Consider the following 25,922-nt stretch of genomic DNA (forward strand, 5'->3'; position numbering starts at 1 on the left):
GCATGAGCGAATACGTCAGCCCCGTCCCCCTGCCTGCGTACGACGCGGCACCGGCCGACATCTGCCGGGAGATCTACGGCATGCCGATGTTCGTCCGCGTGCCCACGCGGGACTTCGCGGCCTCGAAGGACTTCTGGATCCGGGGGCTCGGGTTCATCGACCTGTTCTCCATCCCGGATCAGGTGGTCCATCTGCGGCGCTGGGCGTTCCAGGACGTCCTCCTCGTCCCGGGGGAAGAGGGCGGAGAGGGCCCGATGAGCGTCAGCTTCGCGTGCGTCCTGGGCCAGCTCGATGAGATCATCGCTCGGTGCGAGGAGCTGGTGCCGGGGTGCACCAGCGGCCCCGCGGACATGCCGTGGAACTCCAGGGAGCTGACGATCAGCACGCCGGAGAACGCGCGGGTCGTGATGACGGCCGCCATGCCGATCGATCCGGACGGCCCGCAGGCCGACTACCTGCGGGCGGGGGGAATCGAGGTGCCGCGCGCTTGAGGATCGACGTCCCCGAGGACCTCACCGTCGGGCGGGCCGCCGCGCTCGTCGGGGTGACCGTGAAGACGCTGCACCACTGGGACGCGGTCGGCCTCGTGCGTCCGAGCGGGCGCACGGCGGCCGGGTACCGGGTGTATTCGGGCGAGGACGTCGCCCGGATGCACCGGGTCCTCGTCTACCGGGAGCTGGGGCTGCCGCTCGCCGAGATCGGCCGGCTGCTCGACGACCCGGGCACGGACGCGCGCGACCATCTGCGCCGCCAGCGGGCGCAGCTCGCGGAGCGCATCTCCCGCCTGCAGGCGATGGCGTCGTCGGTCGACCGCCTGATGGAGGCGCTGGACACCGGGATGCCGCTGCCGCCGGAGGAGCAGATCGCGATCTTCGGTGACGACTGGCGGCCCGCCCTGGTCGAGGAGGCCGGGGAGCGCTGGGGCGGCAGCGCGCAGTGGGCGCAGTACGCCGAGCGGGCGGCCGGGATGACACCCGCCGACTGGAAGGAGGTCGCGGCGGAGACGGCCGTGCTGGAGGCCGACCTCGCCGCGGCGATGGGGGCCGGCGCCGAACCCGGGTCCGCCGAGGCGAACGTCCTCGCGGAACGGCACCGCGCCCTGATCTCGCGGTATTTCGACTGCACGCACTCGATGCAGGTCTGCATCGGCCGGTCGTTCGGCGCCGATCCCCGCTTCGCCGAGCACTACGACGCGTCCGCACCCGGTCTGGGCGCCTGGCTGCGCGAGGTGATCTTCGCGAACGCGCGGGCCCGCGGTGTGGACCCGGAGTCCGCGACGTGGGAGTGACCTCAGCCGCGCGGGGCGTACATGATGATCAGGACGCCGAGGACGCAGACGGCGGCCCCGGCGGCGTCCCAGCGGTCGGGGCGGAAACCGTCCATGACCATGCCCCAGGCCAGGGAGCCGGCGACGAACACGCCCCCGTAGGCGGCCAGGACGCGGCCGAAGTGCGCGTCGGGCTGGAAGGTCGCGACGAACCCGTACAGGCCGAGGGCGACGAGCCCCGCGCCGATCCACCAGCCGCCCCGGTGCTCCCGCACGCCCTGCCAGATCATCCAGGCGCCGCCGATCTCCGCCACCGCGGCAAGGACGAACAGGACCAGGGACCGCGCGATCGTCATATCGGAACCGTACTCATGCGTCCGAACGCTCCGGCGCGTTGCCGGGGTCCGCGAGTTCGGCGAACGGCAGGGGGCAGCACGGCTCCCCCGCGCAGGCGATCAGGTCGTCGCAGCCGGCGTCGAGGGCCTCGCGGAGCGTGGACCGGATGACCTCCAGGTCGGCGATGCGCCGCTCCACCTCCGCCAGTTTCGCGCGGGCCCGCACGGCCAGCCCGGCGTCGCGCCGGCCGTGCCGGTGCCGTGCGGCCTCCAGCAGCCCGGCGACCTCGTCCAGGGTGAACCCGAGCCGCTGCGCCGTCTTGATCACCCGCAGCACCGTGACGGCCTCGACCGGGTAGAGCCGGTGCCCGCCCAGCGTCCGGGCGGGCTCGGCCAGCAGCCCCCGCCGCTCGTAGTAGCGCAGCGTCTGCGGGTTCACCCCTGCCGCCGCCGCGACCTGGCCGGAGCGCAGGCCCTCGTACCCGGTGCTCGCGACGTCCGGCGACGGCGTGCTCCTGATCGGCACCTCGGTCATCCCTGCTCCTCGTCCCCGGCGGAGGCCACGACCCGACGGTAAGGCTGTACCCCGCTACCGGATGCAACCCCGGAGGCCGCCGAGCGCATCCCGCCGCAGATGAGAAGGGCGCGACGGGATGGGCCCATCGGGACGTCCGGCGGATCGCGGACTCAGACGGTGGCGCCGTCGCTGATGTGCAGGACCGCGTCGGCCGTGTCGAGGATCGCCTGGTCGAGCGGGAAGTAGCCCTGGGCGGGGGTGGTGTCGGTGCGGACGCGGGCGGACGGGACCGCGGCGGCCGGCGTGAGGTCCCAGGTGGTGACGCGGCTCTGCAGGACGCCCTCGAAGGTGCCCGGCTCGGGCTCCGCCAGCTTGATCGTTTCACTGCGGCCCAGGCTGCCCGCGACGAAGACGTACCGCTCGTCCAGCAGCGACGCGATGATGGCGCCGGCGCCGAACCAGGTGAGGTCCATCTCCCACATGCGCAGGCGGCCCGGGTTCCGCTGCAGGTGGGCGTTGTGCGCGAAGACGAGGGTCGGGCCGCGGCGGGCCTCCTCGTCCCTGATGTCCAGGAGGTTCTGGGCCATGAGCGCGTCCCGGGTGGCGCCCAGGCGCGAGATGCGTGCGTCCTGCGCGATCCGCTGCGCCGCCCGCTTGTGGTAGCGCAGCAGGCCGAGCCCGGCGGTGAGGCGGATCCGGGCCCGGATCCACTCGGTGCGCGACGTCCCCGCGATCAGTTTCGGGGCCCGCTCGTACAGGGCGGTGAGCATGTCGTCTGCGATCGTCCGCAGCTTCTCCGCCTCGGCCGTCGCGCCGATCGACATGGCCGGGTCCATGACCGCCTCCGAGCGGCTCCACCGGTGGTCGTCGCCGGTGAGGGCCGCGATGTCGAGGTCGAGGCCCATGTAGTCGCGGGCGTGTTCGAGGTAGGCGCGGGGGCTGGGGGCGCTGATGGTCTCCATCGGAGCGTCGAAGCCGTGGAAGGCCAGGCGCTCGTGCGGAGGACGGTCCTCGTTGTACTCCCGCATCCAGGCGACCAGCCGCCGGTTGGCGTCCAGGTCTCCGAAGCCGTGCGAGAAGCCGCCGCTCATCACGGCGTCGAGGCTTCCCTTCCCGTCCCGGACGAAGTCGTCGACGGCGAGGGCGGCCACCCGGTCGGTCTCCATGGCGACCGACCGGAAGCCGTGGTCGGCCAGCCGCGGGAGCAGTTCGTTGCGGACGCGGCCGAAGGCCGGTTCGAGGTGCGTCGGCTCGCCGAACGCCAGCAGGTCGCATGACGGGGGCGCGAAGTCGCGCATGTCCTGACTCATGTGGTGAAATCGTATCGTTGAAAAAACGGTTGATACTTTCCTGCCCATGACCGGGAGAACTCCCGGAGAACCCTCAAAGCGGTGATCACCCTGCGGCCGTCCGACCTCGCGCGGGAGCACGGCATCTCGCCGCAGGCGGTGCGCAACTACGAGCGCGACGGGTTCCTCCCGCCCGCGGAGCGCACGCCCAGCGGCTACCGGATCTACACCGAGGTGCACGCGGCCGCCCTGCGCGCCTTCCTCGCGCTCGTCCCGGCGTTCGGGCACGCGGCCGGCGGCCGGATCATGAACGCGGTCAACGACGGCGACCTCGACGACGCCCTGCTGGTCGTCGACCGCGGCCACGACCAGGTGCTCCGCGACCGGGAGACCCTCGCCGCGGTGAGGAGCGCGGTGAACCACCTGCTGGAGGAGCCCGGCCCCGTCCCGGACCGCTCGGCCGTCCCCGGTCCCCGGACCATCGGCGAACTCGCCCACCGGCTCGGCGTCACCCCCGCGACCCTGCGCAACTGGGAAGGCGCCGGCATCCTCGCGCCGGCGCGCGATCCGTCCACCGGTTACCGGGTCTTCCAGGCGAGCGACGTCCGCGACGCGGAGCTCGCCCACCTCCTCAGGCGCGGCGGCTACCCGCTGGAGCACATCGCGACCGTGGTCCGGCAGGTCCGGACGGCGGGCGGCACCGAACCCCTGGCCGAGGCCCTGGACGACTGGCGCCGCAGGCTCACCGCGCGGGGTCGCGCGATGCTCGACGCGTCGGCTCAGGTGAGCCATTACCTGGACGTGCTCGACCGCGCCAGGGGGCGAAGGGATCCAGGGTGATCAGAGCCTGCAGCAGGACGGGCCCGAGGGCGAGGCTGAACAGGCAGTCGGTGAGCCAGTGCTTGTCGACCACGGTGAGGGCCACCGCCGTGATCGTTCCCGTCACCACCGCGACGTCGCGGCGGCGGCGCGGCGGCAGTGCCGCGGCGCACCGGGGAAAGGCGACGACCGCCAGTTCGAGGATGACCCAGATGAGCACGAACCCGTTGAGCGTGTGGCCGGACGGGTAGGCGTCGCCGCGGACGAACAGCACATCGGTTCCGCTGATCGGGAACGTCCGGGGGATCGCCGCCTTCAGCAGCAGCTGCAGCCCCGAGAGGACACCCACGATCAGCACGCTCACCAGCGGGTACCGCAGAGAACGCCGCCGGATCGCGGCGATGATCGCGAGCGGGACGATGACCCGGGCCAGGTAGCCGCGCTGACCGAGCCATGCGAAGACGTCCACCGCCGTGAGCCGCAAGCCCCGGATGTGCGCGTCGCTCCACTCGTGGACGATCCAGTCGAGGCGGCGGAGCGGACCGTCCAGCAGGACGTCCACCGTGACGGCCACCATGACCGCCACCAGCAGCGCGTACCAGCTCCTGGACCCCCACCTCACGGCGGGAGCATTCCCCGGCGCGAGCCGGAACCACCTCATCAGGACGTCAGGATCACATGCTCCCCACCCGTGCAGCACGAGACGAGCTCGTCACCGAGCACACAGAAAGAGGAAGAAGACGCCCAGAACCGCGTCCGAAAGAAGTGCTGGTACCCCCGAGCGGATTCGAACCGCCGTTACCGCCTTGAGAGGGCGGCGTCCTAGGCCACTAGACGACGGGGGCAGGACCATGACCCTTACGCGATCTCCCGCGCGGGCCTCGCCCAGCTTACCGGACCCCGACCCCCACCTCGAACCGGTTTCCCCCGAATCCCCATGAGGACCCCGACACCGTTGCGGACGCCCCCATGACTTCCGCCTGCGTGGCCGACGAGGTGGGCGGAGACGAGTTCCGCCGAGAACGCCTTCTCAGCGCCCCACAGACGCAACAACTCACATCGTCGAAGACACGAATTCGGCCGCCCGGCCAGAAGAAACCGCAGGAAGGCGCAGAAAACCCTCTTGGACGTCGCACAAGAAAAACGCTCTACGCGTACGCCCCAGCGAAAGTGAGGGCGAAGCCCGAACATCGGGGGTTCCAGGGGGTCGCCCCCTGGGAAGACACTGCGGGCCCCGGCGAAGGTGGGCCGAAGGCCCACCGAGCAGGGAAGCCCGCCTCGGGGGTTCCAGGGGGTCGCCCCCTGGGAAGACACTGCGGGCCCCGGCGAAGGTGGGCCGAAGGCCCACCGAGCAGGGAGACCCGCCACGTACCCCCGAGCGGATTCGAACCGCCGTTACCGCCTTGAGAGGGCGGCGTCCTAGGCCACTAGACGACGGGGGCGTGGTCCGCCTGGGCGGACGCAGCTGGGGTACCAGGACTCGAACCTAGACTAAGTGAACCAGAATCACTCGTGCTGCCGATTACACCATACCCCAGTGAGGTACGGGCTCCCGAGCCGTTTCCGGCTGGTCGCTCGCGCCTCGATGAGAATACAGGACAGCGGGAGTAGGGCCAAAACGATTGGCCGGCCGGTGGGTCAGCGGGTGAAGTCGGGCGGCCCGATGTGCTCGCGGCCCCAGGCGACGAGGGGCCGGAGGCGCCGCCAGGAGGCGCGGACCCGGGCCAGGACCTCGTCGGGCTCGGACATCCACGGGTCGGCGGGCCAGCCCTCGCGGGCATAGAGGGAGCGGTGGCGCAGGAGGTCCAGCCGGGGGTGGTCGGGGTCCGTCCCGCGCGGGCGGGTCTTGAGGCGGTCGCCGGCGATCTCCATGCCCGCGGCGCGGAGGGCGTCCACGACGGCCTGCAGTTCGGCGCCGTACGTGTCGGAGGCGACGGCTTCGCGGTAGCGGCGGAGCTGGTCGGGGGTGGGGGCGTACATGCCGCCCGCGACCATGAGGCCGTCCGCGTCGACCTGGATGTAGAAGCCCTCGCTGGTGTGGCCGCCCTGGTGCGTCTTGTAGGGCGACTTGTCCTTGCTGAACCGGACGTCGCGGTAGGGGCGGAAGAGCTTGACCGCGCCGAACTCGTCTTCGAGTTCGGCGCACAGCTCGGTCAGGGGTTCGCGCACGTGGCGCTCGTAGGCGTCCTTGTGGGACGTCCAGTAGGTCTTGCTGTTGTCGGCCTGCAGGCCCTCGTAGAAGGCGAAGGCCTCGTCGCTGAAGCCGGTGAACACCAGCGCTCCTCAGTCGCGGGCGATGACGCGGTTGGTGAGGCTGCCGATGTTCTCGACGGTGACGGTGACCTCGTCCCCGATCTCCAGCGGGCCGACGCCGGCGGGGGTGCCGGTCAGGATGACGTCGCCGGGCAGCAGCGTCATGACCTGGCTGACGTACTCGACCAGCGTGGGGATGTCGTGCAGCAGCAGGGACGTGCGGGCCTCCTGCCGGACCTCGCCGTTGACGGTCGTGGAGATCGCGAGGTCGGCGGGGTCGACCTCGGTCTCGATCCACGGGCCGATCGGGCAGAACGTGTCGAAGCCCTTGGCCCGCGTCCACTGCCCGTCCTTGGCCTGGAGGTCGCGGGCGGTGACGTCGTTGGCGCAGGTGTAGCCGAGGATGACCTCGGCGGCGCGGGACGCCGGGACCTCGCGGCACATCCGGCCGATGACGACGGCGAGCTCGCCCTCGTGGTCGACGCGCTCGGACAGCTTCTGCGGGTAGGCGATCGCCTCCCCCGGGCCGATCACGGCGGTGGACGGCTTGGAGAACAGCACCGGCTCGGCGGGCGGCTCGTCCCCGCCCATCTCGCGGACGTGGTCGGCGTAGTTCTTCCCGATCGCGATGATCTTGCTGGGCAGGATCGGCGCGAGCAGCCGGACGTCGGCGAGCGGGAGGCGCTGCCCGGTGAAGGTCAGCTCGCCGAACGGGTGGGCCGCGATGACGGCGACGGTGTTCTCCTCCACCACGCCGAAGGACATGCCCTCGTCGGTGGAGAACCTTGCGATACGCATGGTCAAGAGCCTAGTACGCCGCTCCGATCAAGCAGGCCGTCCGGACCGCCGCGCCGGTCAGAAGCCGCATGCCCTGCCGTTCAGCTGGCAGGACTTCGGGGTGGACGCCGTTCCGGCCGCGCCGTACTGGATGTCCCACGTCTCGCCGGGCGGGATCGCGGGGGCGCCGTCCAGGTTCCTGATCTCGACGGTGGAGCCGCCGTGCACGAGCCGCGCGCCCCAGATGTTCTTCACGTCCGCGCCCGGGGCCTTGAACGTCAGCTTCCAGGCCTTCATGGGCTTCTTGGTGCGGTTCGTGATGACCAACTTGCCCTCGAAGTACCCCTCGTCCTGCTGGACGAGCTGGTACGTGACGCCCTTGCCCTGCACCAGCGGCCCGACCGGGGCGGTGGTCGCCGGAGGCGGCGTGCCGGGCTGCTGCCCGCCCGGCTGCTGACCTCCGGGCGGCTGGGCGGACGGGCCTCCGGACTGCGGGGGCGTCGCGGGCGCGCCGCCGGGCGAGGGGGCGCCGGGGGACGCGGGCCCCGCGCCACCGCCCTCCGTCCCGGGCGTGCTCGCGGCCGGAGACGCCTGCCTGCCGTCCTTCCCCTTCGTGTCGGAGCCGCCGCCGAGCATCAGCACCGCGACGCCGGCCAGGACCAGGACCACCACCGCGGCGACCAGCCCGATGAGGATCATCGGCCGTCCCGAGCGGGACGGACGCGGCCCTCCGGGAAGCCCGCCGGACGGCGAGGCGACCGCGGGCGGCACCGGCGGGACGGTGGACTCGTTCGGCGGCATCGTGCCCTGGGCCGGAGGCATCGCGCCCTGGTGAGGGGGCGGCGTGCCCTGATGGGGAGGAGGCGGTGCGCCCTGGGCGGGAGGCGGTGTCGCGGGCATCGCGTAGGCGAACGCCGGCCCGCCCTCCGCCGGGGTCGCCGCCTCTGCCTCGGCGGCGAACTGCTCCGTCCACGGCGCCTCGGGGACCGCCGGCGGCGGCACCGGCGCGGCGGCCTGTGCCGCAACCTCCGCGGGCGGCGCCTGCTCCGAGGCGGGCACCTGCTGAGGGGGCTCCGGCTCGGAGAGGGGCGCCCGCTCGGGAGTGCGCTCCTGCTGGGGCACGGGCGCCTGAAGGGGAACGGGCGCCTGGGCGTACACCGGCGCCGGGATCGCGCCGTGCTCGAAGGCCACCGGCTCCGGCTGGGGCGGGACGGACGATGCGGGCTCGGCGGGCTGCTTCATGGGGATGTCGGTGGCGGTGACCGACGCCTCGACCACGGTCGCGGGCGCCTCGACCACGGTCGCGGGCGCCTCGTCCTCGGCGTCCGGGGGCGGCGGCTTCTGGAAGGTGATGACGGGCGGGCCGTCCCCGAACGCCGCCGGTCCGTCCTCCGGGTCGTCGGCCAGGTCGTCGGCAGGGCCGTCCTGGTACGTCGTCTCGGGGTCGTCTTCGGGATCGTCCTCCGGGTCGTCGGCGGCGCCGGCGGGAAGGTCCTGGAACGTCACGCCGTCCATCCGAGTGGCGTCCTGGGACGTGGCGCCCGCGTCGAAGAGGGTGTCCACCGGCTCGTCCACGGCGGTCGCATCGGCCGCCGTGCCCGGCCCGGCCGGGTCCTCGGGCGCCGCGCCCTTCCCGGGGACGCGGAACTCGGCGGTGGTCTTGTGGTCCGGGGGCACGTACCCGGGCTCCTCGCCGCTCAACTCGTCCACCTTCCGCTGTCGTCGACCTCATGGAGTCCGACGACGAGCATGGCGGATAGGTTCACATCCGGGGGCCTGAACGCGTCAGCCGGCCGGCGCCGGTTCGAGGCCGCGGCGGGCGGCCTGCCGCATCTGCCGGTTGAGCGTGGCGGTGATCAGCTCGATGGCGTCGGGGGTGGTGGCGTCCTGGGCGCCGCTGAGCCACCGGGTCGCCTCGGCCAGCAGCTCGTCGGCCGCGTCGTCGGCTCCGGCGTCGGCCATCCGCCCGAGGACGGCGCCGAGGCGCAGCGCGGCGTCGGCGCTCCCGGACTCGGCGGCGCGCCGGTACCAGTCGGCGGCCTGCTCCAGGTGGCCCTCGCGCTCGAACGTCTCGCCGAGGCCGAACGCCACGTCCGCCCAGGTCCCGTCCGTGGGACGCCCAAGGTCCTCGGGGCTCCAGGGTCGGACGGGCATACGATCACTCCGGCAGGTCGGGTCACTGACGTCGGTTCGCGGGAACACGGCGTCCTCACGGGAACACGGTTCAAATAACACAGCGTCTTCCAGCGCCACGGTGTCACAGGGACACGGCTTCACAGGACACAGCGTCGGTTCGAACACGGCACGCGAATACCGCACGCGTGCCGCGCGACTTCTATAGTGGATCCTTCAACTGAAATCCGCCACCGGTTTCGCCGGATCGGCGGACTTTCTGCGCGACCGCACCGGTGCTCACGGAAAGTTGCTCGTTTTCGAACGGGCGAGATGACTCCCCGGTCATCCGTGAGCACCGCGGCGACACGGCTAGCGCACCAGATCCTTGTAGTCCGGGTGCTTGCCGATCCACTTCTTGATGAACGGGCACACCGGGACGACCGACAGGCCCTTGGCACGGACGTCGTCCAGAGCGCCCTGGGCCAGCGAGCTTCCCACGCCCTTGCCTCCGAACGCGGGGTCGACCTCGGTGTGGATGAAGACGAGGGCGCCCTCTCCCCGCTCGTACTCGACGAACCCGGCGAGTTCGCCGTCCAGCCTGATCTCGTAGCGGCTCTGCTCGGCGTTGTCGGTGATCTCAGTGCTCATGCTCCGATAATGCCTGCGGCCGCCAGGAGATTCCCGTCAGCCCGCCTCGTAGCCGGCCCGGAGCAGGCAGTAGGTCACGGCCTCCTCCAGCGCCTGCCAGGACGCGGCGATGACGTTGTCCTCGACGCCGACGGTCCCCCACTCGCGCTCGCCGTCGCTGGACTCGACCAGCACCCGGGTCCGCGCGTCGGTGCCGTGCGCGCCCTCCAGGATGCGGACCTTGTAGTCGACGAGTTCCAGCCGCGCCAGCTCCGGGTAGAGGCGGCCGAGCGCGATCCGCAGCGCGTTGTCGAGGGCGTTGACGGGGCCGTTGCCCTCGCCGGTCGCGATGATCCGCTCGCCCTTGGCATGCAGCTTGACGGTGGCCTCGCTGACCATGGACCCGTCCGGGCGGCGCTCGACGATCGACCGCCACGACTCGACCTCGAAGTGCCGCTGCCGGACGCCGGTCAGCTCCTCGCGCAGCAGGAGCTCGAACGAGGCGTCCGCGGCCTCGAAGGTGTAGCCGGTGGACTCCAGCTCCTTCACCCTGTCCACTACTGCCTTGGCCTTCTCCCCGGACAGGTCGTAGCCGAGCTCTCGGCCCTTCAGCTCGACGGACGCGCGCCCGGCCATGCTGGACACCAGCATCCGCATGTCGTTGCCGACGGCGGCCGGGTCGATGTGCTGGTACAGGTCGGGGTCGATCTTGACGGCGGACGCGTGCAGCCCGGCCTTGTGCGCGAACGCGGACACGCCCACGTACGGCTGCTGCGAGCTCGGCGCGACGTTGGTGACCTCGGAGACGGCGTGCGCGATCCGCGTCATCTCGGCGAGCTGGTCGCCGGAGACGAGGTCCATGCCGCGCTTGAGCTGGAGGTTCCCGACGACGGTGAACAGGTTGGCGTTGCCGCTGCGCTCGCCGTAGCCGTTCGCGCAGCCCTGGACGTGCGTCGCGCCCGCCTTGACGGCGGCGAGCGTGTTGGCGACCGCGCAGCCGGAGTCGTCGTGGCAGTGGATGCCGACCCGGACGCCGTGGCCGACGACCTCGTGCACGACCTCGGCCAGCTCGTCCGGCAGCATGCCGCCGTTGGTGTCGCAGAGCGCGACGACGTCGGCGCCGGCCTCGGCGGCGGTGCGCACGGCCTCAAGCGCGTAGGCGCGGTTGGCCTTGTAGCCGTCGAAGAAGTGCTCGGCGTCCAGGAAGACCCGCTGGCCCTCCGCACGCAGGTGGGAGACCGTGTCGCGGATCATCGCGAGGTTCTCTTCCAGCGTCGTGCGGAGGGCCAGTTCGACGTGCCTGTCGTGACTCTTGGCGACCAGGGTCACGACGGACGCGCCGGAGTCGCGCAGAGCGGCGACCTGGGGGTCGTCGGCCGCCTTCACCCCGGCCCGGCGGGTCGCGCCGAACGCGGTGAGCCGCGCGTGCTTCAGGTCGAGCTCTGTTCGGGCCCGCCTGAAGAACTCGGTGTCCTTGGGGTTGGCGCCCGGCCAGCCGCCCTCGATGAAGCCGATGCCCAGGTCGTCCAGATGCCGCGCGATCGCGAGCTTGTCGGGCACGGAGAGGTTGAGCCCCTCCTGCTGCGACCCGTCGCGCAGGGTGGTGTCGTAGACGTGGAATGCGTCGCCTTGCATGTGAGGAACCCCCAGAGGGCTCAGCGCCAGGGCACAAAAAAGACCCCTCACGGACGTGAGAGGTCTGCGCGCCGGCGGTGTCCCGTTAGCTGCCGGCGCGCCAGCCGATAATCACGAGGCTGTGGCGCATGATGCGCCCAGTCTGCCACACCGTCCGAAGATCTGGGACATCCGTCTCACATGCCGAGACGAGCGGCAGGTCGGCGGCGGACACGGCGCGGCGGCGCGGCCCGGCGGCGCGGCCCGGCGGCGCGGCCCGGCGGCGCGGCCCGGCGGCGCGGCCCGGCGGCGCGGCCCGGCGGCGCGGCCCGGCGGCGCGGCCCGCCACGGGCGCGCGCCGCCGGCGGCGCCGATCAGACGATCTTGTGGACCCAGCCGTACGGGTCGGGACGGGTGCCGTACTGGATGCCGACGAGCTCCTGGCGCAGCCGCATCGAGACCTCGCCGGGCTCGCCGTCGCCGATCGTCCACTCGCGGTCCCGGCCCTTGACCCGGCCGACCGGGCTGATGATCGCGGCGGTGCCGCAGCCGAACACCTCGGTGATCTCGCCGGACCGGCAGCCCTCCTCCCACTCGTCGATGCTGATCTTGCCTTCCTCGGTGGGGACGCCGAGGTCGGGCGCCAGCTTGAGCATCGAGTCGCGGGTGACCCCGGCCAGCAGCGTGCCGGTGAGCGCGGGGGTGAGGAGCCGGGCCTGCGCGCCGGAGCCGTAGACGAACATCAGGTTCATCGAGCCGACCTCCTCGACCCAGCGGTGCTCCACCGCGTCGAGCCAGACGACCTGGTCGCAGCCCTGCGCGACGGCCTCGGCCTGGCCGGCGAAGGACGCGGCGTAGTTGCCGCCGAACTTCGCCTCGCCGGTGCCGCCGGGCGCCGCGCGCGTGTAGTCCTGCGACAGCCAGACCGAGACGGGCTTGATGCCGCGCGGATAGTAGAGGCCGGACGGGGACGCGATGACCATGAAGAGGAACTCGTTCGCCGGGCTGTTGACGCCGAGCGCGCGGGTGGTGGCGAACATGAAGGGCCGCAGGTAGAGGCTGTGCCCCTCGGTGTCGGGCACCCAGTCCTTGTCGGTGCGGACGAGCAGCTCGACGGCGTCCACGAACAGCTGCTCGGGGATCTCCGGCATCGCCATCCGCCTGGCGGACCGGTTCATCCGCGCCGCGTTCATGTACGGCCGGAAGGTGACGACCGAGCCGTCCGGCTGCTTGTAGGCCTTGAGGCCCTCGAAGAGCTCCTGGGCGTAGTGGAACACCTGCGAGGCCGGGTCCATCGGGATGGGCCCGTAGGGTTCGAGCTTCGCGTCGTGCCAGCCGCGCTCGGCCGAGTACCGGATCGTGACCATGTGGTCGGTGAAGTACCGGCCGAAACCGGGATCGGCCAGGATCCGCGCGCGTTCGTCGGCGGTCGCGGGCCGCTCGGTGCGCGTGATCTCGAATTCCAGGGTGTCGCTCATCGCGGTTCGTCCTCTCGCGGATCGCCCAGGCGGCCCCATCGCCGCATCGGCTTCCTAGTCCCCATTGTCCTACTTCGTCTAGACCTGCTCCTCCATGCGGCGCCACCCGGGCAGGACATGCGAAAACCGGGCGCGCCGCGAGGGCACGCCCGGTCTGGCCGGAGGCGGCGTGCCCCTAGCCGGATACTCGCTTGGCGATCGCGTCGCCGATCTGGGACGTGGACCGGGCGCCGAGCGCGGCGCGCTCGGCCAGGTCGTCCGAGACGGCCTGCTCGACGCGGCGGGCGGCGTCGCCCTCGCCGACGTGGTCGAGCAGCATGGCGACCGACAGGATCGTGGCGGTCGGGTCGGCCTTGCCCTGCCCGGCGATGTCGGGGGCGCTGCCGTGCACCGGCTCGAACATCGAGGGCGCGGTGCGGTCGGGGTTGACGTTGCCGGACGCGGCGAGCCCGATGCCGCCCGCGATCGCGGCGCCGATGTCGGTGATGATGTCGCCGAACAGGTTGTCGGTGACCACGACGTCGAACCGCTGCGGCCGGCTGACGAAGAACATCGTGGCGGCGTCGACGTGGCAGTAGTCGGTGGCGACCTGCGGGTACTCCTCGGCGACCCGCTTCAGCGTCCGCTGGTAGAGGTCGCCGGCGAAGGTGAGGACGTTGTCCTTGTGGACGAGCGTGAGCTTCTTCCGCGGCCGCGACGCCGCGACCTCGAACGCGTACCGGACGACCCGCTCGACGCCGTAGGCCGTGTTGACGCTCTCCTGCGTGGCGACCTCGTGCGGGGTGCCCTTGCGCAGGACTCCCCCGACGCCGGTGTACGGGCCCTCGGTGCCCTCCCGGACGACGACCATGTCGATGTCGTCGGGGGTCACGCCGGCCAGCGGCGTGCTGACGCCCGGGAACAGCTTCACCGGGCGCAGGTTGACGTAGTGGTCCAGCTCGAACCGGGTCCGCAGCAGCAGCCCGCGCTCCAGCGTCCCGCTCGGCACGCTCGGGTCGCCGACGGCGCCGAGCAGGATGACCTCCTGCTCGCGCAGCTCGTCCAGGACCGAGTCGGGCAGCGTCTCCCCCGTGCGGTGCCAGCGGGCGGCGCCCAGGTCGTAGGACGTCTGCTCGAACGTGAGGTCGCCGGACACGGCGTCGAGGACCTTGAGCCCCTCGGCGACCACCTCGGGGCCGATCCCGTCACCCGGGATGACGGCCAGACGAATGCTGCGCGAAGCCATGCGCGCACTCTACTGCAAACGTCTCAGTGCTTGGGCTTTCGTCTCATATTTCGGTCATTCAACGCGCCAGCCCGCAATCGCCGCACATGCCGCCACCGGGGACCCGGTAGTACAGGCAGCAGTTGTTTCGAACGTACCCGCGCGGCCCGAAGGCACCCGTCCCGGCCAGCGGTTCGCGCGCGAGCAACTCCCGCACGATCGCGACCCGTCCGGGATCGTCCGGCCCGACGTTCAGGCTCCCGGCGAGGGCGGACGCGGCATTGCCCCACACCAGCCCGTCCGCGAGCCTGACGAAGCCCAGCATCGCCTCCCGCAGAGGGCGCAGCAGCCCGTCCACGACCATGGGGAGAACGATCTCAGCGGCCTCGGCCACGTCCTCCGCACGCCACCCCCGGGGATCGGGAACCCCCAGCGCGATCGGCTCCCCCGGTGCCCACCGCCATCGCAGCCCCGACAGATCGGGGACGACCCCGAGGGCCGCCGCCGCGACGACCGGCGACCACACCCGCGCCGCGAGCCCCTGGAAGAGCAGCGAGGCGGCCACACGGACCTCGTCCGTCCCGAGCCGTCCGGCATAGTCGCGGGCCGCCTCCCGCAGCACCTCGGCGTCCCCGGGGAACACCCGCCAACCAGGCCCGTCCGAGGGCTCCGTGACGAGCTCGAAGTACGGCCCGATCCCCGCAACGCGCCGCAACACGTCCCGGACCTCAACACCCTCGACCTGCCCCGCCACTCCCCCAGTCTCGCACCGCCGCCCCGCCCTCCCGCCGGACGGGCGCGTCGGCGCCCCGGCGGCCCGTACGCACCAGCGCACCGAGATCTCCGACCCGGTCGAAATGCTGAAGCTTGTCGGGGTTGACGATGGAGTGGATCGTCTGGACCCGCCCGTCGGCGATCTCCAGTCCCACCACCGCGACCAACAGGTCCCGGGTGTCGAACACCAGGGCTCCCGGCTGCCCGTTGACCTCCGCGATGCGGAAGCGCACGCCACCGGCATGGGCCAGCGCGGGCCTCACCGCCGTCAGGACATGGGCCACGCGCCGCCGTCCGTTGACCGGCCGCCCCAGTGCGGGCACCTTGCCGCCACCGTCGCCGTGCAGCGCCACGTCCCGCGCCAGCAGTTCCTCGAGCGCCCGCAGGTCGCCCTGCTCGACGGCGGCGAAGAAACGCTGAGCAAGTTGCCGCCGCTGCCCCCGGGATGCGTGGTAGCGAGGCCGGTGTTCCTGGACGTGGCGCCGCGCCCGCGCCACGAGGTGCCGCGTTCCGTCCACATCGCTACCGATGATCTCGGCGACCTCGCCATACGGATACTGGAACACCTCCCGCAGCAGGAACGCGGCCCGCTGCCGCGGCGACAGGCTCTCCAGCAGCACCAGGAAGGCCAGCGACAGCGAGTCGCCGGTCTCCGCCTGATCGGCCGGGGACGGTTCGAGGGCCAGCGGTTCCGGCAGCCATTCGCCCACGTACTGCTCCCGCCGTGCCCGTGCGGAGCGCAACTGGTCGATGGCCAACCGGGTGACCAGCGTGGCGATGTACGCCCGCGGCGACAGGATCCGCTCGCCGCGCTCCAGGGTCTGGTGCAGCCGCAGGAGCGCCTCCTGCACCACGTCCTCGGCTTCGCTGACGCTGCCGAGCATCCGGTAGGCGATGGCGAACGCCCGCGGCCGCAGCTCGTCGTACAGATCGTTGGCGGACAAGCCGGACTACCTCAACCCGTCGGTGAAACCCGTACGCCAGGTGGGGTACTGCGGCGTCCAGCCCAGTTCACGCTTGATCTTCTCGCTGGAGACCCCGCGGGCCTGCGTCATCATGTCCACGGGTCCCTTTCCGGCCAGCGGCCGTACGAGCCAGGCGGGGACGCGGCGCGGCGGCGGGGCGCCGAGCGCGCGGGCCAGCTCCGGCAACCAGACGCGCACGGGCGCCGGCTCGTCGTCGGCGACGTGGTAGATCCCGGGCTTGCCGCGTTCGATGGCCGCGACCGTGGCGGACGCCGCATCGGTGATGTGCACCAGCGACCACACCCCGCCGCCACCGCCGACGATCGGGAACTTCCGCTTGCCGATCTGCTCGGCCATCACGGCGTCCGGCGCTGCGCTGATGCCGGTCCCGGGGCCATAGAAGCCACCGTAGCGAAGCGCGATCCCGTCGCCCCAGGTGATGCCGGTCACCGCCTCCTCCAGGTGGCGCAGCGCGGCCACCGATCTCGCCACGTCCGCGGGCGGATTCGGCTCGATCCGGTCGTTCTCGTCGGCGAGCGGTCCGCCGGTGCGCTCCATCCACATGGAGTGGCTCTGCGCCACGAACCTGCCGACGCCGGCGGCGCGCGCAGCGGCCAACAGGTGGTCGGTGCCTTCGGTGCGCAGCCGGTCGGTGGCGGCCGCCATCCGCTTCACACGCCGGAAGTCCACCGGCCCGCTCAACGCGGTGAGCTGATGGACGATCACCTCCGGCTCGGCCCGCGCCACCGCGTCGGCCACCGAGTCGGGGTCGAGCGCGTCGACGACCACCGGTTCCGCGCCCAGCTTCCGAAGCCCAGCCGTCTTGGCAGGCGACCGGGTCGTACCGACAACCGCATGCCCACGCGCCACCAACTGGGAGACAAGGTGCCCCCCGATCGCCCCCGACGCCCCCGCGATGAAGATCTTCATAACGCCTCCGTTCGTTGCGCTCCCCAAGTCGCGCTCGAACAGAAGACGAAACGCCCCCACCCCCCATGAACAGCAGTGACCGAGAACACAGCCCCGGCTCACCTCACGGCGCAGGAGGCGACGAACCAAGCCCAGCGATTACCAAGACGGCCGAGGAGGAAAGACCGGGTGCGCTGACCTCAGCCCGCGCCGCGACCACGCGACGACCTCAATGGTCGCGATCGCGTCCGAAGGCAGGTTCGAGCCTGCGAGAACCTGATCGCGCAGCGAGCCGCCAGGCGAGACGGAGCGATGCCAGCGATCGCCCGCAGTGCCCGACGATGGAGGGCCGCCAAGGCCCGAAGGAGGAGGGCACTGCAATAAGCACCCCGCCGACCTCAGCCCGCGCCGCGACCACGCGACGACCTCAATGGTCGCGATCGCGTCCGAAGGCAGGTTCGAGCCTGCGAGAACCTGATCGCGCAGCGAGCCGCCAGGCGAGACGGAGCGATGCCAGCGATCGCCCGCAGTGCCCGACGATGGAGGGCCGCCAAGGCCCGAAGGAGGAGGGCACTGCCATGAACACAGCAGCGAGCCGCCAGGCGAGACGGAGCGATGCCAGCGATCGCCCCGATTTTTTTCGACGATGGAGGGCCGCCAGGCCCGAAGGAGGAGAAAAAAATCAATCAGCTCTACGGTCCAGGGCCGTCTGCAGGGCGCGGGCGGCTTCTTCCTGGGCGTCTTCGGCGGGGGCGTTGTTCTGGGTTTCGTTCATGATGGGTTGCTCCGATCGCTGAGCTGGTGGCCAGAGGGGCCGCCGGGGAGACCGTGGTTCGCACGGTCCGGCGCGATATCGGACTCATGGCCAGGCAGAGCCTCCGCAGCGGGTGCCGGCCTGCCGATGATCAGGCCCCGCTGCGGCAGCGAAGGATTACCACGTAACGCCGCATGACTACTGCGAGGTTACCCGCGGTCCGGCGGGTTGTCCCGACCCGTGGCCCAAAATCTCGGCATATGAGACGGGCGGGTGTCCGGCACCTGGCCGGACACCCGCCCGAAGCTCAGCGTCTGCGTCGGTCTGGGGGCGATCCCGGACCGGCGATCAGCCTGCGCATTCTCCCGGGGAACCCCCGGATCAGCCTTCCAGGTCGACGCGGCGGCCCATGTCGGCGCCCACCTCGCGTGTGATGGCGTCGACGAGCTGCGGGGAGATCGCCGAGTCGACGGTGAGGGCGATCAGCGCCTTGCCGCCCTTGGCGTCGCGGCCGACCTGCATGCCGGCGATGTTGACCTGCTCGTCGCCGAGGAGCTTGCCGACCGCGCCGACGATGCCGGGGCGGTCGACGTAGGAGAAGAACGCCATGTGCTCGGTCGGGACGAGCTCCATGTTGTAGCCGTTGATCTCGATGATCCGCTCGGCGTGCTTGGGGCCGGTGAGGGTCCCCGACACCGACACCACGGAGCCGTCGGACATCGTGCCGCGGACCTGGACGACGTTGCGCCAGTCGGGGCTGTCCTCGCTGGTGGTGAGGGTGACCTCGACGCCGCGGTCGCGGGCCAGCAGCGGCGCGTTGACGAAGGTCACGGCCTCCTCGATGACGTCCACGAAGACGCCCTTGAGGGCGGCCAGCTCCAGCACCTTGACGTCGTGCTCGGCGATCTCGCCGCGGACCACCACGTCCAGCCGGACGGGGACGCCGCCTGCGAGGGCGGTGAAGATGCGGCCGAGCTTCTCGGCGAGCGGCAGGCCGGGCTTGACGTCCTCGGCGACGGCGCCGCCCTGCACGTTCACGGCGTCCGGGACGAACTCGCCGGACAGCGCGAGCTTCACCGAGCGGGCGACCTGGGTGCCCGCCTTCTCCTGCGCCTCGTGGGTGCTGGCGCCGAGGTGCGGGGTGACGACGACGCTGTCGTGGTGGAACAGCGGGCTCTCGGTGCACGGCTCGGTGCTGAACACGTCGATGCCGGCGCCGGCGACCCGGCCGTCCTTGAGCGCGAGGTCGAGGGCGGCCTCGTCGACGATGCCGCCGCGGGCGGCGTTGACGATGCGGACGGACGGCTTGACCTGCTGGAGCTCGCGGTCGCCGATGAGGCCGAGGGTCTCGGGCGTCTTCGGCAGGTGGACGGTGATGAAGTCGCTCTCGCGGAGCAGCTCGTCGATGGTGACGAGCTTCACACCGAGCTGGGCGGCGCGGGCGGCCTGGACGTAGGGGTCGAACGCGATCACGTTCATGTCGAAGGCGGCGAGGCGCTGCGCGACGAGGACGCCGATGCGGCCGAGGCCGAGCACGCCGACGGTCTTGCCCTGGAGCTCGACGCCGGTGTACTTGGAGCGCTTCCACTCGCCCTGCTTGAGCGCGGAGTGGCCCTGCGGCACGTTCCGGGCGGTGGCGAGGAGCAGCGCGATCGCATGCTCGGCGGCGGTGACGATGTTGGACGTCGGCGCGTTGACGACCATGACGCCGGCCTTGGTGGCGGCCTCCACGTCGACGTTGTCGAGGCCGACGCCGGCCCGGGCGACGACCCGGAGCTTCTTGGCGTGGCGGAACACCTCGGCGGTGACCTTGGTGGCGCTGCGGACGATCAGGGCGTCCACGTCCGCGACGGCGGGCAGCAGCTGTTCTTTGTCGCTGCCGTCGACGTGCCGGACGTCGAAGTCGGCCTCCAGCACGGCGATGCCGGCCGGGGAGAGTTCTTCTGCGACGAGGACGACGGGCTTGCTCAAGAGAAAACAGTCCTTCGAAAAGTGGATGTTCGTGTGCTGTGTGCAGGTGAAGTCGCGAGTCACCTCGTCGTGCCCTCGCCCCCGCCGGCGAGTCTATAACCCGGGGGCGGCACCGGTTCGCGGCAGGGAAAGACCCACCGGTAACTCCGGTTCGTCCCGCCGCGCCGGGTTCGTCAGGCGGCGTTCGGCTCCGGCACCGAGACGAGCACGGACGCGACCCGCTCCGCGTCGGCCACGTGCACGTGCGGGACGTCCACGAACACCCGCAGCGGCCCGGGCGGCAGGCCCAGCTCGTCGGCGACCTGGAGCTGCACCTCGCGCAGCGGGATGTACGCCAGGTAGGCGCGGTGGACGTTCTGCGACCGGAACATCGCCGTCATGATCAGCCGGTAGCCGCGGATGCGGAACGACAGCGCGGTCAGCGCCGGCAGCCCGTCGGCCGGCTCGCCCGGGATCGTCAGCGAGATCCACGCGCTGGTCGTCCACGGCCGCGCGCGAAGCAGGTCGACCACCCACCGGATCTGGTCGTGGCCCTGCAGGTCGTGCAGCCGCGGCCAGAGCCGCCCGCGGACGGCCCGGCGGGTGCGCTCCTGCGCCCGCCGGACGAGCCGCTCCCGGTCGCCGTACTCGCGCAGGATCGGGTCCTCCCAGCTCAGCGAGCAGATCTCGAACAGCAGCGGCGGCCCCTCGATGATGGGGCCGCCGTCCTCCAGCCCCGCCTCCCCTGCCGCCCACACGTGCCGCAGGACCCCGATCCACGCTTGCCCGCACGTCTCGAAGCGCCGGACGTCGTTGTCCTCCCGCCCCGGCATGTCACGGCTCCTCGCCGCTGCCCGCGCGCCGGCCCGCCGCGCGGACCGGGGATTCGCCCGCACCTCGCATTGCCCGCCGGGCGGGGAATTCCGGTGCACCACTCGCCGGTGCCATCGCCTCGCCGCCGTTCCGCCTCACACCGCTCATGCACACGCCCCAAAGGCCCGCACCGGCCGAGGTCACGGGGTGTTCGCGCAGGTTCTCCCGCGCCGGCCGCGGCCGCCACGGCTCCCCTCAAGTATCTGGCAAAGTACCCGGAAAGGATAGGGATGATTGGCGGATCGGTGCCTTCACCGGCATTCTGACGCGTGCGACGATGATCGGTCAGCGGACAATCCGTCCAAAAGCCGCGTTTTGCCTTACCAGGGGCCCGCCTTACCGAGGGCGGCCTGTCAGGGGTCCGCCTCACCAGGGGTCGGGGACGTCCCGGTACAGCACGATGTAGCCGTTCCGCCGGAACACCTCCCGGTACCCCTCCGCCTTCAGCTCCTCGACCCGCCGCCGCTGCTCGGCGGGCGAGGCGAAGGGGAACTCCAGCCGCCTCACCTGCGCGACCACCCAGGGCGCGCCGTGCGACCGGTCGTCCCACAGCAGCACGCGGGCGCGGGACGTCAGCGCCGGGCCGACGCCGTTGGCGGCCTCGACGAGCGCGCCGTCCGGGATGCGCGCGGCCGCCGCGGACGCCGCCCTGGCCCGCTCGTTCTGCCGCCACAGCGCGGGGTCGGCGAGGTGCCGGTAGGCGAAGAACGGCGCGCACGCGACCATGGCAGCGAGGATCCCGGCCATCGGCGCGGCGGACGGCAGCCGTCCGAGCCGCCCGCTCGCGAACCGGGCCCGCCCGCGCAGCCGCGCCGCGCCGTCCGCCGCCGCCAGGACGAGCACGGCGATGATGAAGGCGTTGTAGTGGTAGTGGGGCTCCCACCAGTTGCCGAACCGGCTGGCGAGCATCCGCTCCGCGAGCAGCGGGACGGCCGTCAGGGTCAGCGGGGACGCCAGCGGCAGCAGCAGCAGCGGCAGCAGCACCAGCGCCATCGTGAGGAGCTTCCGCGGCGGGTCGCCGAGGACGCGCACGACGTCCCACGGGTGGGTGACGGCGTGCACCGCCGCGTGGGGAAGGTCGGGGCCGAGGTCGCCGTACGCCCAGTAGTAGTCGTTGTCCCCGCCGAACGCCGCGATGACCACGCGGGAGCAGAACCAGGTGGCGCCCAGCCCGATCGCGACGTACGCCAGCCCCGCCCGCCGCTCCCCCGGCGCCGGCAGCCCGCGCAGAAAGCCGAGGCCGCGCGGAACGCGCAGGCCGCGCAGAAAGCGCAGACCGCGCGGAGAGTCGAGGCCGCGCGGGGAGCCATGGGCGCGCGGGGAGCGTGGGGGGTGGGGGGTGGGGCGGGTCAGGAGGTAGAGGCCGAAGCCGGCGAGGAGTAGGCCCATGTCCTCCTTGACCAGCAGGAGGGCGAACGCGGCGGCGGCCGCCTGGCCGCGGCGTCCCGCGTCGTACCGCTCGATCATCAGCGCCGACAGCAGCGGGACGAAGGCGACCTCGTGGAAGTCGAAGGCCAGCGCCTCGGCGATCGGCCAGGACAGAGCGTAGGCGCCCGCCGCGCAGTAGGCGGCGCCGGCGCCGAGCCTCCGCTCGGTGTACCGCCAGATCGGGAGGATCGCCAGCGCGAGCAGGACGGCCTGCGCGACGAGCAGCGTCGCCGGGCCGTCGTGGATCCAGTAGAGCGGCGCGAGCAGCGCGAGGATCGGCGAGAAGTGGTCGCCGAGGATCGAGAAGTCGGGACCGAAGTCGTTGTGGACGCCCTTGACGATCGCGACCGGCAGGCCGAACCGGCTGTAGGAGCGGATCGCCTGGTCGAAGATCACCAGGTCGTAGCTGCCCGCCCGGAAGGCGCGCAGCCGCATCAGCGAGTACACCGCGTACAGCAGCGCGCTCGCCGCCACCAGCGCCGCCAGGGCGGCACGCCGACGCCGGGCGGCTCCCCCGCGGCCTGCGGAGGAGCCCCCGGCCGGTCCCTCCACCGCAACCGCCTCGACCACGCGCCGGACGCTACCACCAGCGCCGGCGCGTGGCCGAGCGGCCCTACGGGTGTCCTCTACGCCGCTTCGCGCCGGGTCGGCGTGGGGCGACCCCCGGTCACCACCGCGGCGGCGCACGCCGCGACGAGCGGGACGCCGATCCCGATCGCCAGCAGGAGCAGCCACGGGACGTCGGTGATCGTCCCGTGCGGGGGCGCGCCGGCCTCGTCCAGGCTGTCGGTGAGCGGGCGCGTCACCGCGAGGCCGGGGACGAGGCCGCCGGCGATGCCGAGCCAGCAGCCGAGCACGGCGATGTAGGCGCCCCGGCCCATCGTCAGCAGCCGGCCGGTGCGGGGCCGGGCGCCGACGGCGCGCAGGGTCGCGAGGTCGGGGCGGGCGTCGGCGGCGGCGAGCCCGGTGGCGATCAGCGTGGCGCCGAGCGCCAGGACGGCCGCGACCGCGCCCAGCAGCAGCGTGACGTTGCCGAACGACTCGGTGAAGCCCCGCTCCACGTAGACGGCGCTCCCGTCCTGAGTGTTGGCCGCCATCGCCCTTTTCAGCCGCGCCTCCTCGGCCTTGGTGACCCGGTGGTCGGCGCGGTCCACGCCCAGCGCCTCGGTCTGGGCGGGGACGCCGGTCTTCGCGACGAGCCGCTCCGCGATCTTCGGGGGGACGATGGCCCGCACGCGGGGGTCGCCCTGGGCGGCCACGGCGGGCAGATCCTTGATCGTCGCGGTCGTGTGCTCCTGGTCGTCCTTCCAGTAGGTCACCTTGGCGGTGGTGAACTCCCCGGCGAGCGGGCGCACCCCGAACAGGGCGATCTTCCCGGCGTCCAGCGCCGACGCCACGGCGGGGTCGTCGCGGCCGAGCAGCATCCGCGCCTCCCGAGAGCCGCCGACCACGATCTGCAGGATCTCGTTGGAGCCCCTCCCCGTCCGCTCGGCCGCGAAGGACAGGCTGCGGCAGTCGCCCTCTGCCAGGCAGTACCCGGTCGACCCCGGGAGGGTGCGCATCGGGACGACGGGCAAGCCCGGGACAGCGCGCCGGACGGCGGTCTCGGCGGCCTCCTGCCCCCTGCCCTGCGGCAGCCGGATCAGCGCCGAACCGTGCGGCAACTGCGCCTGGTACTCCACCTGCCGCTGCCGGTAGTCGCTGGCGCTTCCGATGGCCAGCGCGGTGACCGCCGCCACGGCCGCCATGATCGCGGCGACCGCCGGCGCGGTGCGGGCCCGGTTGCGGGCGCCGTCCCGGACGGCGAGGCGCAGCGGCAGCGGGAGCCGGGGCGCGAGCCGCCCGGTGGCCCCGACGATCCACGGGCAGGCGAGCACGAGGCCGATGATGATCGCCGCGGCGCCGAGCGCGGCTCCGAACTCGCGCAGCACCCGGATGCCCTCCAGGGTCGCCGCCACGCCCGCGAGGACGAGGACGCCCCCCGCGATCGGCAGGCCGCGCCGCGCCGGTCCCGGCGGTTCGCGGCGTCCGGCGAGGGCGGCGACCACGTCCATCCGGCCGGCCTGCCGCGCGGGCACCAGCGCGGCGAGCACCCCGCTGCCCGCGCCGACCAGCATGGTCGCCAAGACCACGGTCCACGGCACGGTGAGCGGGCCGTAGTCGTCGCCGTCGGACGCGGCCCGCACGACGGCGGCCGCGGCGAGGCCGAGCCCGGCCCCGCCCACCGCGGCGATCCCGCCGAGGAACAGGCCGCTGGTCAGGACGACGGCGCGCAGATGCCGGCCGGCGCCTCCCGACGCGGCGACGAGCGCGAGGTCGCGGCGGCGCCGCCGGACGTCCATCAGGAGCGCCGGCCCGGCGAGCAGGACGACCTCCAGCACGACCATCGCGAAGATCATCGCCAGGACGGCCGACTCGGCGCCGCTCGCGCTGCCGGGCTCCCCCTCGAACCTCGCGTCGGCGGTCCGGTACAGCACGGCCAGCGCGACGACGGCGCCGATCGGCAGGCCGATCATGGACAGTACGAGCGCCGTGCGGCCCTTGGAGCGCAGCGCGTCCTGGCGGGCCATGCGCAGCGCGAAGGCGTAGCGGTTCACAGTTTCTCCTGGAGGAGGCTCTCGGGGCCGGGCGTACGGGGCGTGGCGTCCACGATCCGGCCGTCGCGCAGGAACACGACCCGGTCGGCCCAGGCGGCGTGCCGGGACTCGTGCGTGACCATGAGGCAGGAGGCGCCGGCGTCGCAGCGGCCCCGCAGGACGCGCAGGACGTCCTCGCCGGTGTGGCTGTCGAGCGCTCCCGTGGGCTCGTCGGTGAGGACCAGGCGCCGCTCGCCGACCAGCGCGCGGGCGATCGCGACGCGCTGCTGCTGGCCGCCGGACATCTCGTCGGGGAACCGGTCGGCCAGCTCGGCGACGCCGACCTCATCGAGCGCCTCCCGCGCCTCGCGGCGGGCCGTGCGGGCGCGGACGCCGTCCAGCTCGCGCGGCAGCATGACGTTCTCGGCCGCGGTGAGGCTCGGGATGAGGTTGAGGTCCTGGAAGACGTAGCCGACGCCGCGGCGGCGCAGCGCCGCCCGCCCGGCCCGGCCGAGGCCGCCGAGGTCGGCGCCGTCCATCAGGATCCGTCCCGAGGTCGGGCTGTCGAGCCCGCCGGCGAGCGCCAGCAGGGTCGACTTGCCGGAGCCGGACGGGCCCATCACGGCGACGAACTCGCCCGCCGCGACGTCCAGCGTCACCCCGCGCAGCGCGTGGACGAGGGACGGCCCGGCGCCGTGGTCGCGGGAGACCTCGCGCATCTCCAGCAGGCTCATCGGCGCGCCTTCCGATCGGATGGAGCGGGCGCCTCGGCGGGGGCGGACGGGTCGGCGGCGGCCGGCGGGGCGGGCCGGGCGGCGGGCTCGGCGCGGGCGACGAAGGCCTCGCAGTGGTCCAGCCAGCGCACCTCGGCCTCCGCCTGGAAGATCATGGATTCCAGGACCAGCCGCCAGGCGCGGTCGCCCTGGTCCGCCGGGACGGCGGGGGCGTCGGCCTTGAGGCGGGTGAGGTCCTGGAGGGCGCGCAGCGTGGCGGTGCGCTGGGTCTGGACGACGTGCGCCACGTCGACGCCCGGTGTGGTGACGGCCATCGCCAGCTTGATCGCCAGTTCGTCGCGGGGCCGGTCGGTGCGGGCGATCGGGGTGGCGAACCACCGCCGCACGTCCTCCTCGCCCGCCGGGGTGATCCGGTAGACGAACCGGCCCTCGTCGTCGGCGCCGACGCGCGTGACGAGCTCGTCGCGTTCGAGGCGCGACAGCGTGGAGTAGACCTGGCCGATGTTGAGCGGCCAGGTGGCGCCGGTGGACGACTCGAACTCGGCGCGCAGCTGGTAGCCGTAGCGGGGCCCCTGTGACAGAAGTGCCAGCAGGCCATGACGGATCGACATACCTACCAAGTATGCATACGGAGTATGGTCAAGGCAATACCGAGTATGCATCC

At 72.5% G+C, this 25,922-nt stretch carries 24 protein-coding genes and 3 tRNA genes; 3 read left to right on the forward strand and 24 right to left on the reverse strand.

The features are described 5' to 3' along the window. The first annotated feature begins 2 nt into the window (after positions 1-2). The gene (locus K4S16_RS06880; protein ID WP_149257869.1) at positions 3-491 is read left to right on the forward strand and encodes a VOC family protein; all 489 of its coding nucleotides are present in this window, start codon (positions 3-5) and stop codon (positions 489-491) included. After that, positions 488-1,288, forward strand: a complete 801-nt coding sequence (locus tag K4S16_RS06885) for a MerR family transcriptional regulator (protein ID WP_149257870.1) — start codon at positions 488-490, stop codon at positions 1,286-1,288. Before K4S16_RS06880 ends, K4S16_RS06885 begins: the two co-directional genes overlap by 4 nt. A 2-nt stretch (positions 1,289-1,290) precedes the next feature. On the opposite strand, the gene K4S16_RS06890 is transcribed toward K4S16_RS06885, so the two are convergent. From K4S16_RS06890 to K4S16_RS06900, 3 genes are all read right to left on the reverse strand, one after another. Further along, entirely contained in the window at positions 1,291-1,623 is a 333-nt protein-coding gene (locus K4S16_RS06890) for a YnfA family protein (protein WP_149257871.1), read from the reverse strand. A gap of 13 nt (positions 1,624-1,636) precedes the next feature. After that, a complete protein-coding gene (locus K4S16_RS06895) occupies positions 1,637-2,137 on the reverse strand; it encodes a MerR family transcriptional regulator (protein WP_149257872.1) in 501 nt (166 codons plus the stop codon). A gap of 152 nt (positions 2,138-2,289) precedes the next feature. Further along, complete coding sequence (locus K4S16_RS06900) at positions 2,290-3,429, reverse strand: erythromycin esterase family protein (protein WP_149257873.1); 1,140 nt, start codon at positions 3,427-3,429, stop codon at positions 2,290-2,292. A 90-nt stretch (positions 3,430-3,519) separates the two neighbouring features. Here K4S16_RS06900 and K4S16_RS06905 point away from each other — a divergent pair, with 90 nt between their 5' ends. Next, entirely contained in the window at positions 3,520-4,248 is a 729-nt protein-coding gene (locus tag K4S16_RS06905) for a TioE family transcriptional regulator (RefSeq protein ID WP_200841737.1), read from the forward strand. Here the strand turns inward: K4S16_RS06905 and K4S16_RS06910 are convergent. The 21 genes from K4S16_RS06910 to K4S16_RS07015 all read right to left on the reverse strand — a co-directional run bounded on the left by K4S16_RS06910 (position 4,151) and on the right by K4S16_RS07015 (position 25,869). Continuing rightward, the gene (locus K4S16_RS06910; RefSeq protein ID WP_149257875.1) at positions 4,151-4,849 is read right to left on the reverse strand and encodes a phosphatase PAP2 family protein; all 699 of its coding nucleotides are present in this window, start codon (positions 4,847-4,849) and stop codon (positions 4,151-4,153) included. The genes K4S16_RS06905 and K4S16_RS06910 overlap by 98 nt on opposite strands. A gap of 147 nt (positions 4,850-4,996) precedes the next feature. Continuing rightward, positions 4,997-5,072: transfer RNA gene (locus tag K4S16_RS06915), tRNA-Glu, on the reverse strand. A 524-nt stretch (positions 5,073-5,596) separates the two neighbouring features. Then, positions 5,597-5,669: transfer RNA gene (locus tag K4S16_RS06920), tRNA-Glu, on the reverse strand. A gap of 23 nt (positions 5,670-5,692) precedes the next feature. Continuing rightward, positions 5,693-5,764: transfer RNA gene (locus K4S16_RS06925), tRNA-Gln, on the reverse strand. 101 nt (positions 5,765-5,865) lie between these two features. Continuing rightward, the gene (locus tag K4S16_RS06930) at positions 5,866-6,501 is read right to left on the reverse strand and encodes a DUF2461 domain-containing protein (protein WP_149257876.1); all 636 of its coding nucleotides are present in this window, start codon (positions 6,499-6,501) and stop codon (positions 5,866-5,868) included. A gap of 9 nt (positions 6,502-6,510) precedes the next feature. Then, positions 6,511-7,278, reverse strand: a complete 768-nt coding sequence (locus tag K4S16_RS06935) for a fumarylacetoacetate hydrolase family protein (protein WP_149257877.1) — start codon at positions 7,276-7,278, stop codon at positions 6,511-6,513. A gap of 57 nt (positions 7,279-7,335) precedes the next feature. Beyond that, positions 7,336-8,958 carry a cellulose binding domain-containing protein gene (locus K4S16_RS06940; protein ID WP_149257878.1) on the reverse strand — a complete coding sequence of 541 codons (1,623 nt, stop codon included), beginning with the start codon at positions 8,956-8,958 and terminating at the stop codon, positions 7,336-7,338. 84 nt (positions 8,959-9,042) lie between these two features. Beyond that, on the reverse strand, positions 9,043-9,411 hold the full coding sequence (locus K4S16_RS06945; protein WP_149257879.1) for a tol-pal system YbgF family protein: 369 nt from the start codon (positions 9,409-9,411) through the stop codon (positions 9,043-9,045). Positions 9,412-9,741: 330 nt separating this feature from the next. Next, positions 9,742-10,020: a GNAT family N-acetyltransferase gene (locus tag K4S16_RS06950; RefSeq protein WP_149257880.1), complete on the reverse strand. Its 279-nt coding sequence runs from the start codon at positions 10,018-10,020 to the stop codon at positions 9,742-9,744. 36 nt (positions 10,021-10,056) lie between these two features. Then, a complete protein-coding gene (gene cimA, locus K4S16_RS06955) occupies positions 10,057-11,634 on the reverse strand; it encodes a citramalate synthase (protein WP_149257881.1) in 1,578 nt (525 codons plus the stop codon). A 353-nt stretch (positions 11,635-11,987) separates the two neighbouring features. Then, on the reverse strand, positions 11,988-13,091 hold the full coding sequence (locus tag K4S16_RS06965; RefSeq protein WP_149257883.1) for a branched-chain amino acid aminotransferase: 1,104 nt from the start codon (positions 13,089-13,091) through the stop codon (positions 11,988-11,990). 175 nt (positions 13,092-13,266) lie between these two features. Then, positions 13,267-14,316, reverse strand: coding sequence for a 3-isopropylmalate dehydrogenase (locus K4S16_RS06970; protein ID WP_149257884.1), 1,050 nt, complete (start codon positions 14,314-14,316; stop codon positions 13,267-13,269). A gap of 58 nt (positions 14,317-14,374) precedes the next feature. Continuing rightward, positions 14,375-15,013, reverse strand: coding sequence for a (2Fe-2S)-binding protein (locus K4S16_RS06975; RefSeq protein ID WP_149257885.1), 639 nt, complete (start codon positions 15,011-15,013; stop codon positions 14,375-14,377). A 10-nt stretch (positions 15,014-15,023) separates the two neighbouring features. Then, positions 15,024-16,013: an RNA polymerase sigma-70 factor gene (locus tag K4S16_RS06980; RefSeq protein WP_149257886.1), complete on the reverse strand. Its 990-nt coding sequence runs from the start codon at positions 16,011-16,013 to the stop codon at positions 15,024-15,026. A gap of 6 nt (positions 16,014-16,019) precedes the next feature. Beyond that, positions 16,020-16,964, reverse strand: a complete 945-nt coding sequence (locus tag K4S16_RS06985; RefSeq protein ID WP_149257887.1) for an NAD(P)-dependent oxidoreductase — start codon at positions 16,962-16,964, stop codon at positions 16,020-16,022. A gap of 1,114 nt (positions 16,965-18,078) precedes the next feature. Next, positions 18,079-19,668, reverse strand: a complete 1,590-nt coding sequence (gene serA / locus K4S16_RS06990) for a phosphoglycerate dehydrogenase (RefSeq protein ID WP_149257888.1) — start codon at positions 19,666-19,668, stop codon at positions 18,079-18,081. Between the two features lie 173 nt (positions 19,669-19,841). Further along, the gene (locus K4S16_RS06995; RefSeq protein ID WP_235036615.1) at positions 19,842-20,480 is read right to left on the reverse strand and encodes a hypothetical protein; all 639 of its coding nucleotides are present in this window, start codon (positions 20,478-20,480) and stop codon (positions 19,842-19,844) included. Positions 20,481-20,886: 406 nt separating this feature from the next. After that, positions 20,887-22,518: a DUF2079 domain-containing protein gene (locus K4S16_RS07000; protein ID WP_149257889.1), complete on the reverse strand. Its 1,632-nt coding sequence runs from the start codon at positions 22,516-22,518 to the stop codon at positions 20,887-20,889. 56 nt (positions 22,519-22,574) lie between these two features. Then, positions 22,575-24,545 (reverse strand): FtsX-like permease family protein, encoded by a 1,971-nt coding sequence (locus K4S16_RS07005; RefSeq protein WP_149257890.1) that lies wholly within the window; start codon positions 24,543-24,545, stop codon positions 22,575-22,577. Continuing rightward, positions 24,542-25,258: an ABC transporter ATP-binding protein gene (locus K4S16_RS07010; protein ID WP_149257891.1), complete on the reverse strand. Its 717-nt coding sequence runs from the start codon at positions 25,256-25,258 to the stop codon at positions 24,542-24,544. Before K4S16_RS07010 ends, K4S16_RS07005 begins: the two co-directional genes overlap by 4 nt. Next, entirely contained in the window at positions 25,255-25,869 is a 615-nt protein-coding gene (locus tag K4S16_RS07015) for a PadR family transcriptional regulator (RefSeq protein ID WP_149257892.1), read from the reverse strand. Before K4S16_RS07015 ends, K4S16_RS07010 begins: the two co-directional genes overlap by 4 nt. Positions 25,870-25,922: the final 53 nt, after the last annotated feature.

This window comes from Actinomadura sp. K4S16, assembly GCF_008327685.1.
In the GTDB taxonomy this organism is placed as follows: Bacteria; Actinomycetota; Actinomycetes; order Streptosporangiales; family Streptosporangiaceae; genus Spirillospora.

Coding starts and splice junctions, on each gene's coding strand:
- K4S16_RS06880 (WP_149257869.1), top strand. CDS start 3: ATGAGCGAATACGTCAGCCCCGTCCCCCTGCCTGCGTACGACGCGGCA.
- K4S16_RS06890 (WP_149257871.1), bottom strand. CDS start 1,623: ATGACGATCGCGCGGTCCCTGGTCCTGTTCGTCCTTGCCGCGGTGGCG.
- K4S16_RS06895 (WP_149257872.1), bottom strand. CDS start 2,137: ATGACCGAGGTGCCGATCAGGAGCACGCCGTCGCCGGACGTCGCGAGC.
- K4S16_RS06900 (WP_149257873.1), bottom strand. CDS start 3,429: ATGAGTCAGGACATGCGCGACTTCGCGCCCCCGTCATGCGACCTGCTG.
- K4S16_RS06935 (WP_149257877.1), bottom strand. CDS start 7,278: ATGCGTATCGCAAGGTTCTCCACCGACGAGGGCATGTCCTTCGGCGTG.
- K4S16_RS06945 (WP_149257879.1), bottom strand. CDS start 9,411: ATGCCCGTCCGACCCTGGAGCCCCGAGGACCTTGGGCGTCCCACGGAC.
- K4S16_RS06950 (WP_149257880.1), bottom strand. CDS start 10,020: ATGAGCACTGAGATCACCGACAACGCCGAGCAGAGCCGCTACGAGATC.
- cimA (WP_149257881.1), bottom strand. CDS start 11,634: ATGCAAGGCGACGCATTCCACGTCTACGACACCACCCTGCGCGACGGG.
- K4S16_RS06965 (WP_149257883.1), bottom strand. CDS start 13,091: ATGAGCGACACCCTGGAATTCGAGATCACGCGCACCGAGCGGCCCGCG.
- K4S16_RS06970 (WP_149257884.1), bottom strand. CDS start 14,316: ATGGCTTCGCGCAGCATTCGTCTGGCCGTCATCCCGGGTGACGGGATC.
- K4S16_RS06985 (WP_149257887.1), bottom strand. CDS start 16,964: ATGAAGATCTTCATCGCGGGGGCGTCGGGGGCGATCGGGGGGCACCTT.
- K4S16_RS06995 (WP_235036615.1), bottom strand. CDS start 20,480: ATGCCGGGGCGGGAGGACAACGACGTCCGGCGCTTCGAGACGTGCGGG.
- K4S16_RS07010 (WP_149257891.1), bottom strand. CDS start 25,258: ATGAGCCTGCTGGAGATGCGCGAGGTCTCCCGCGACCACGGCGCCGGG.
- K4S16_RS07015 (WP_149257892.1), bottom strand. CDS start 25,869: ATGTCGATCCGTCATGGCCTGCTGGCACTTCTGTCACAGGGGCCCCGC.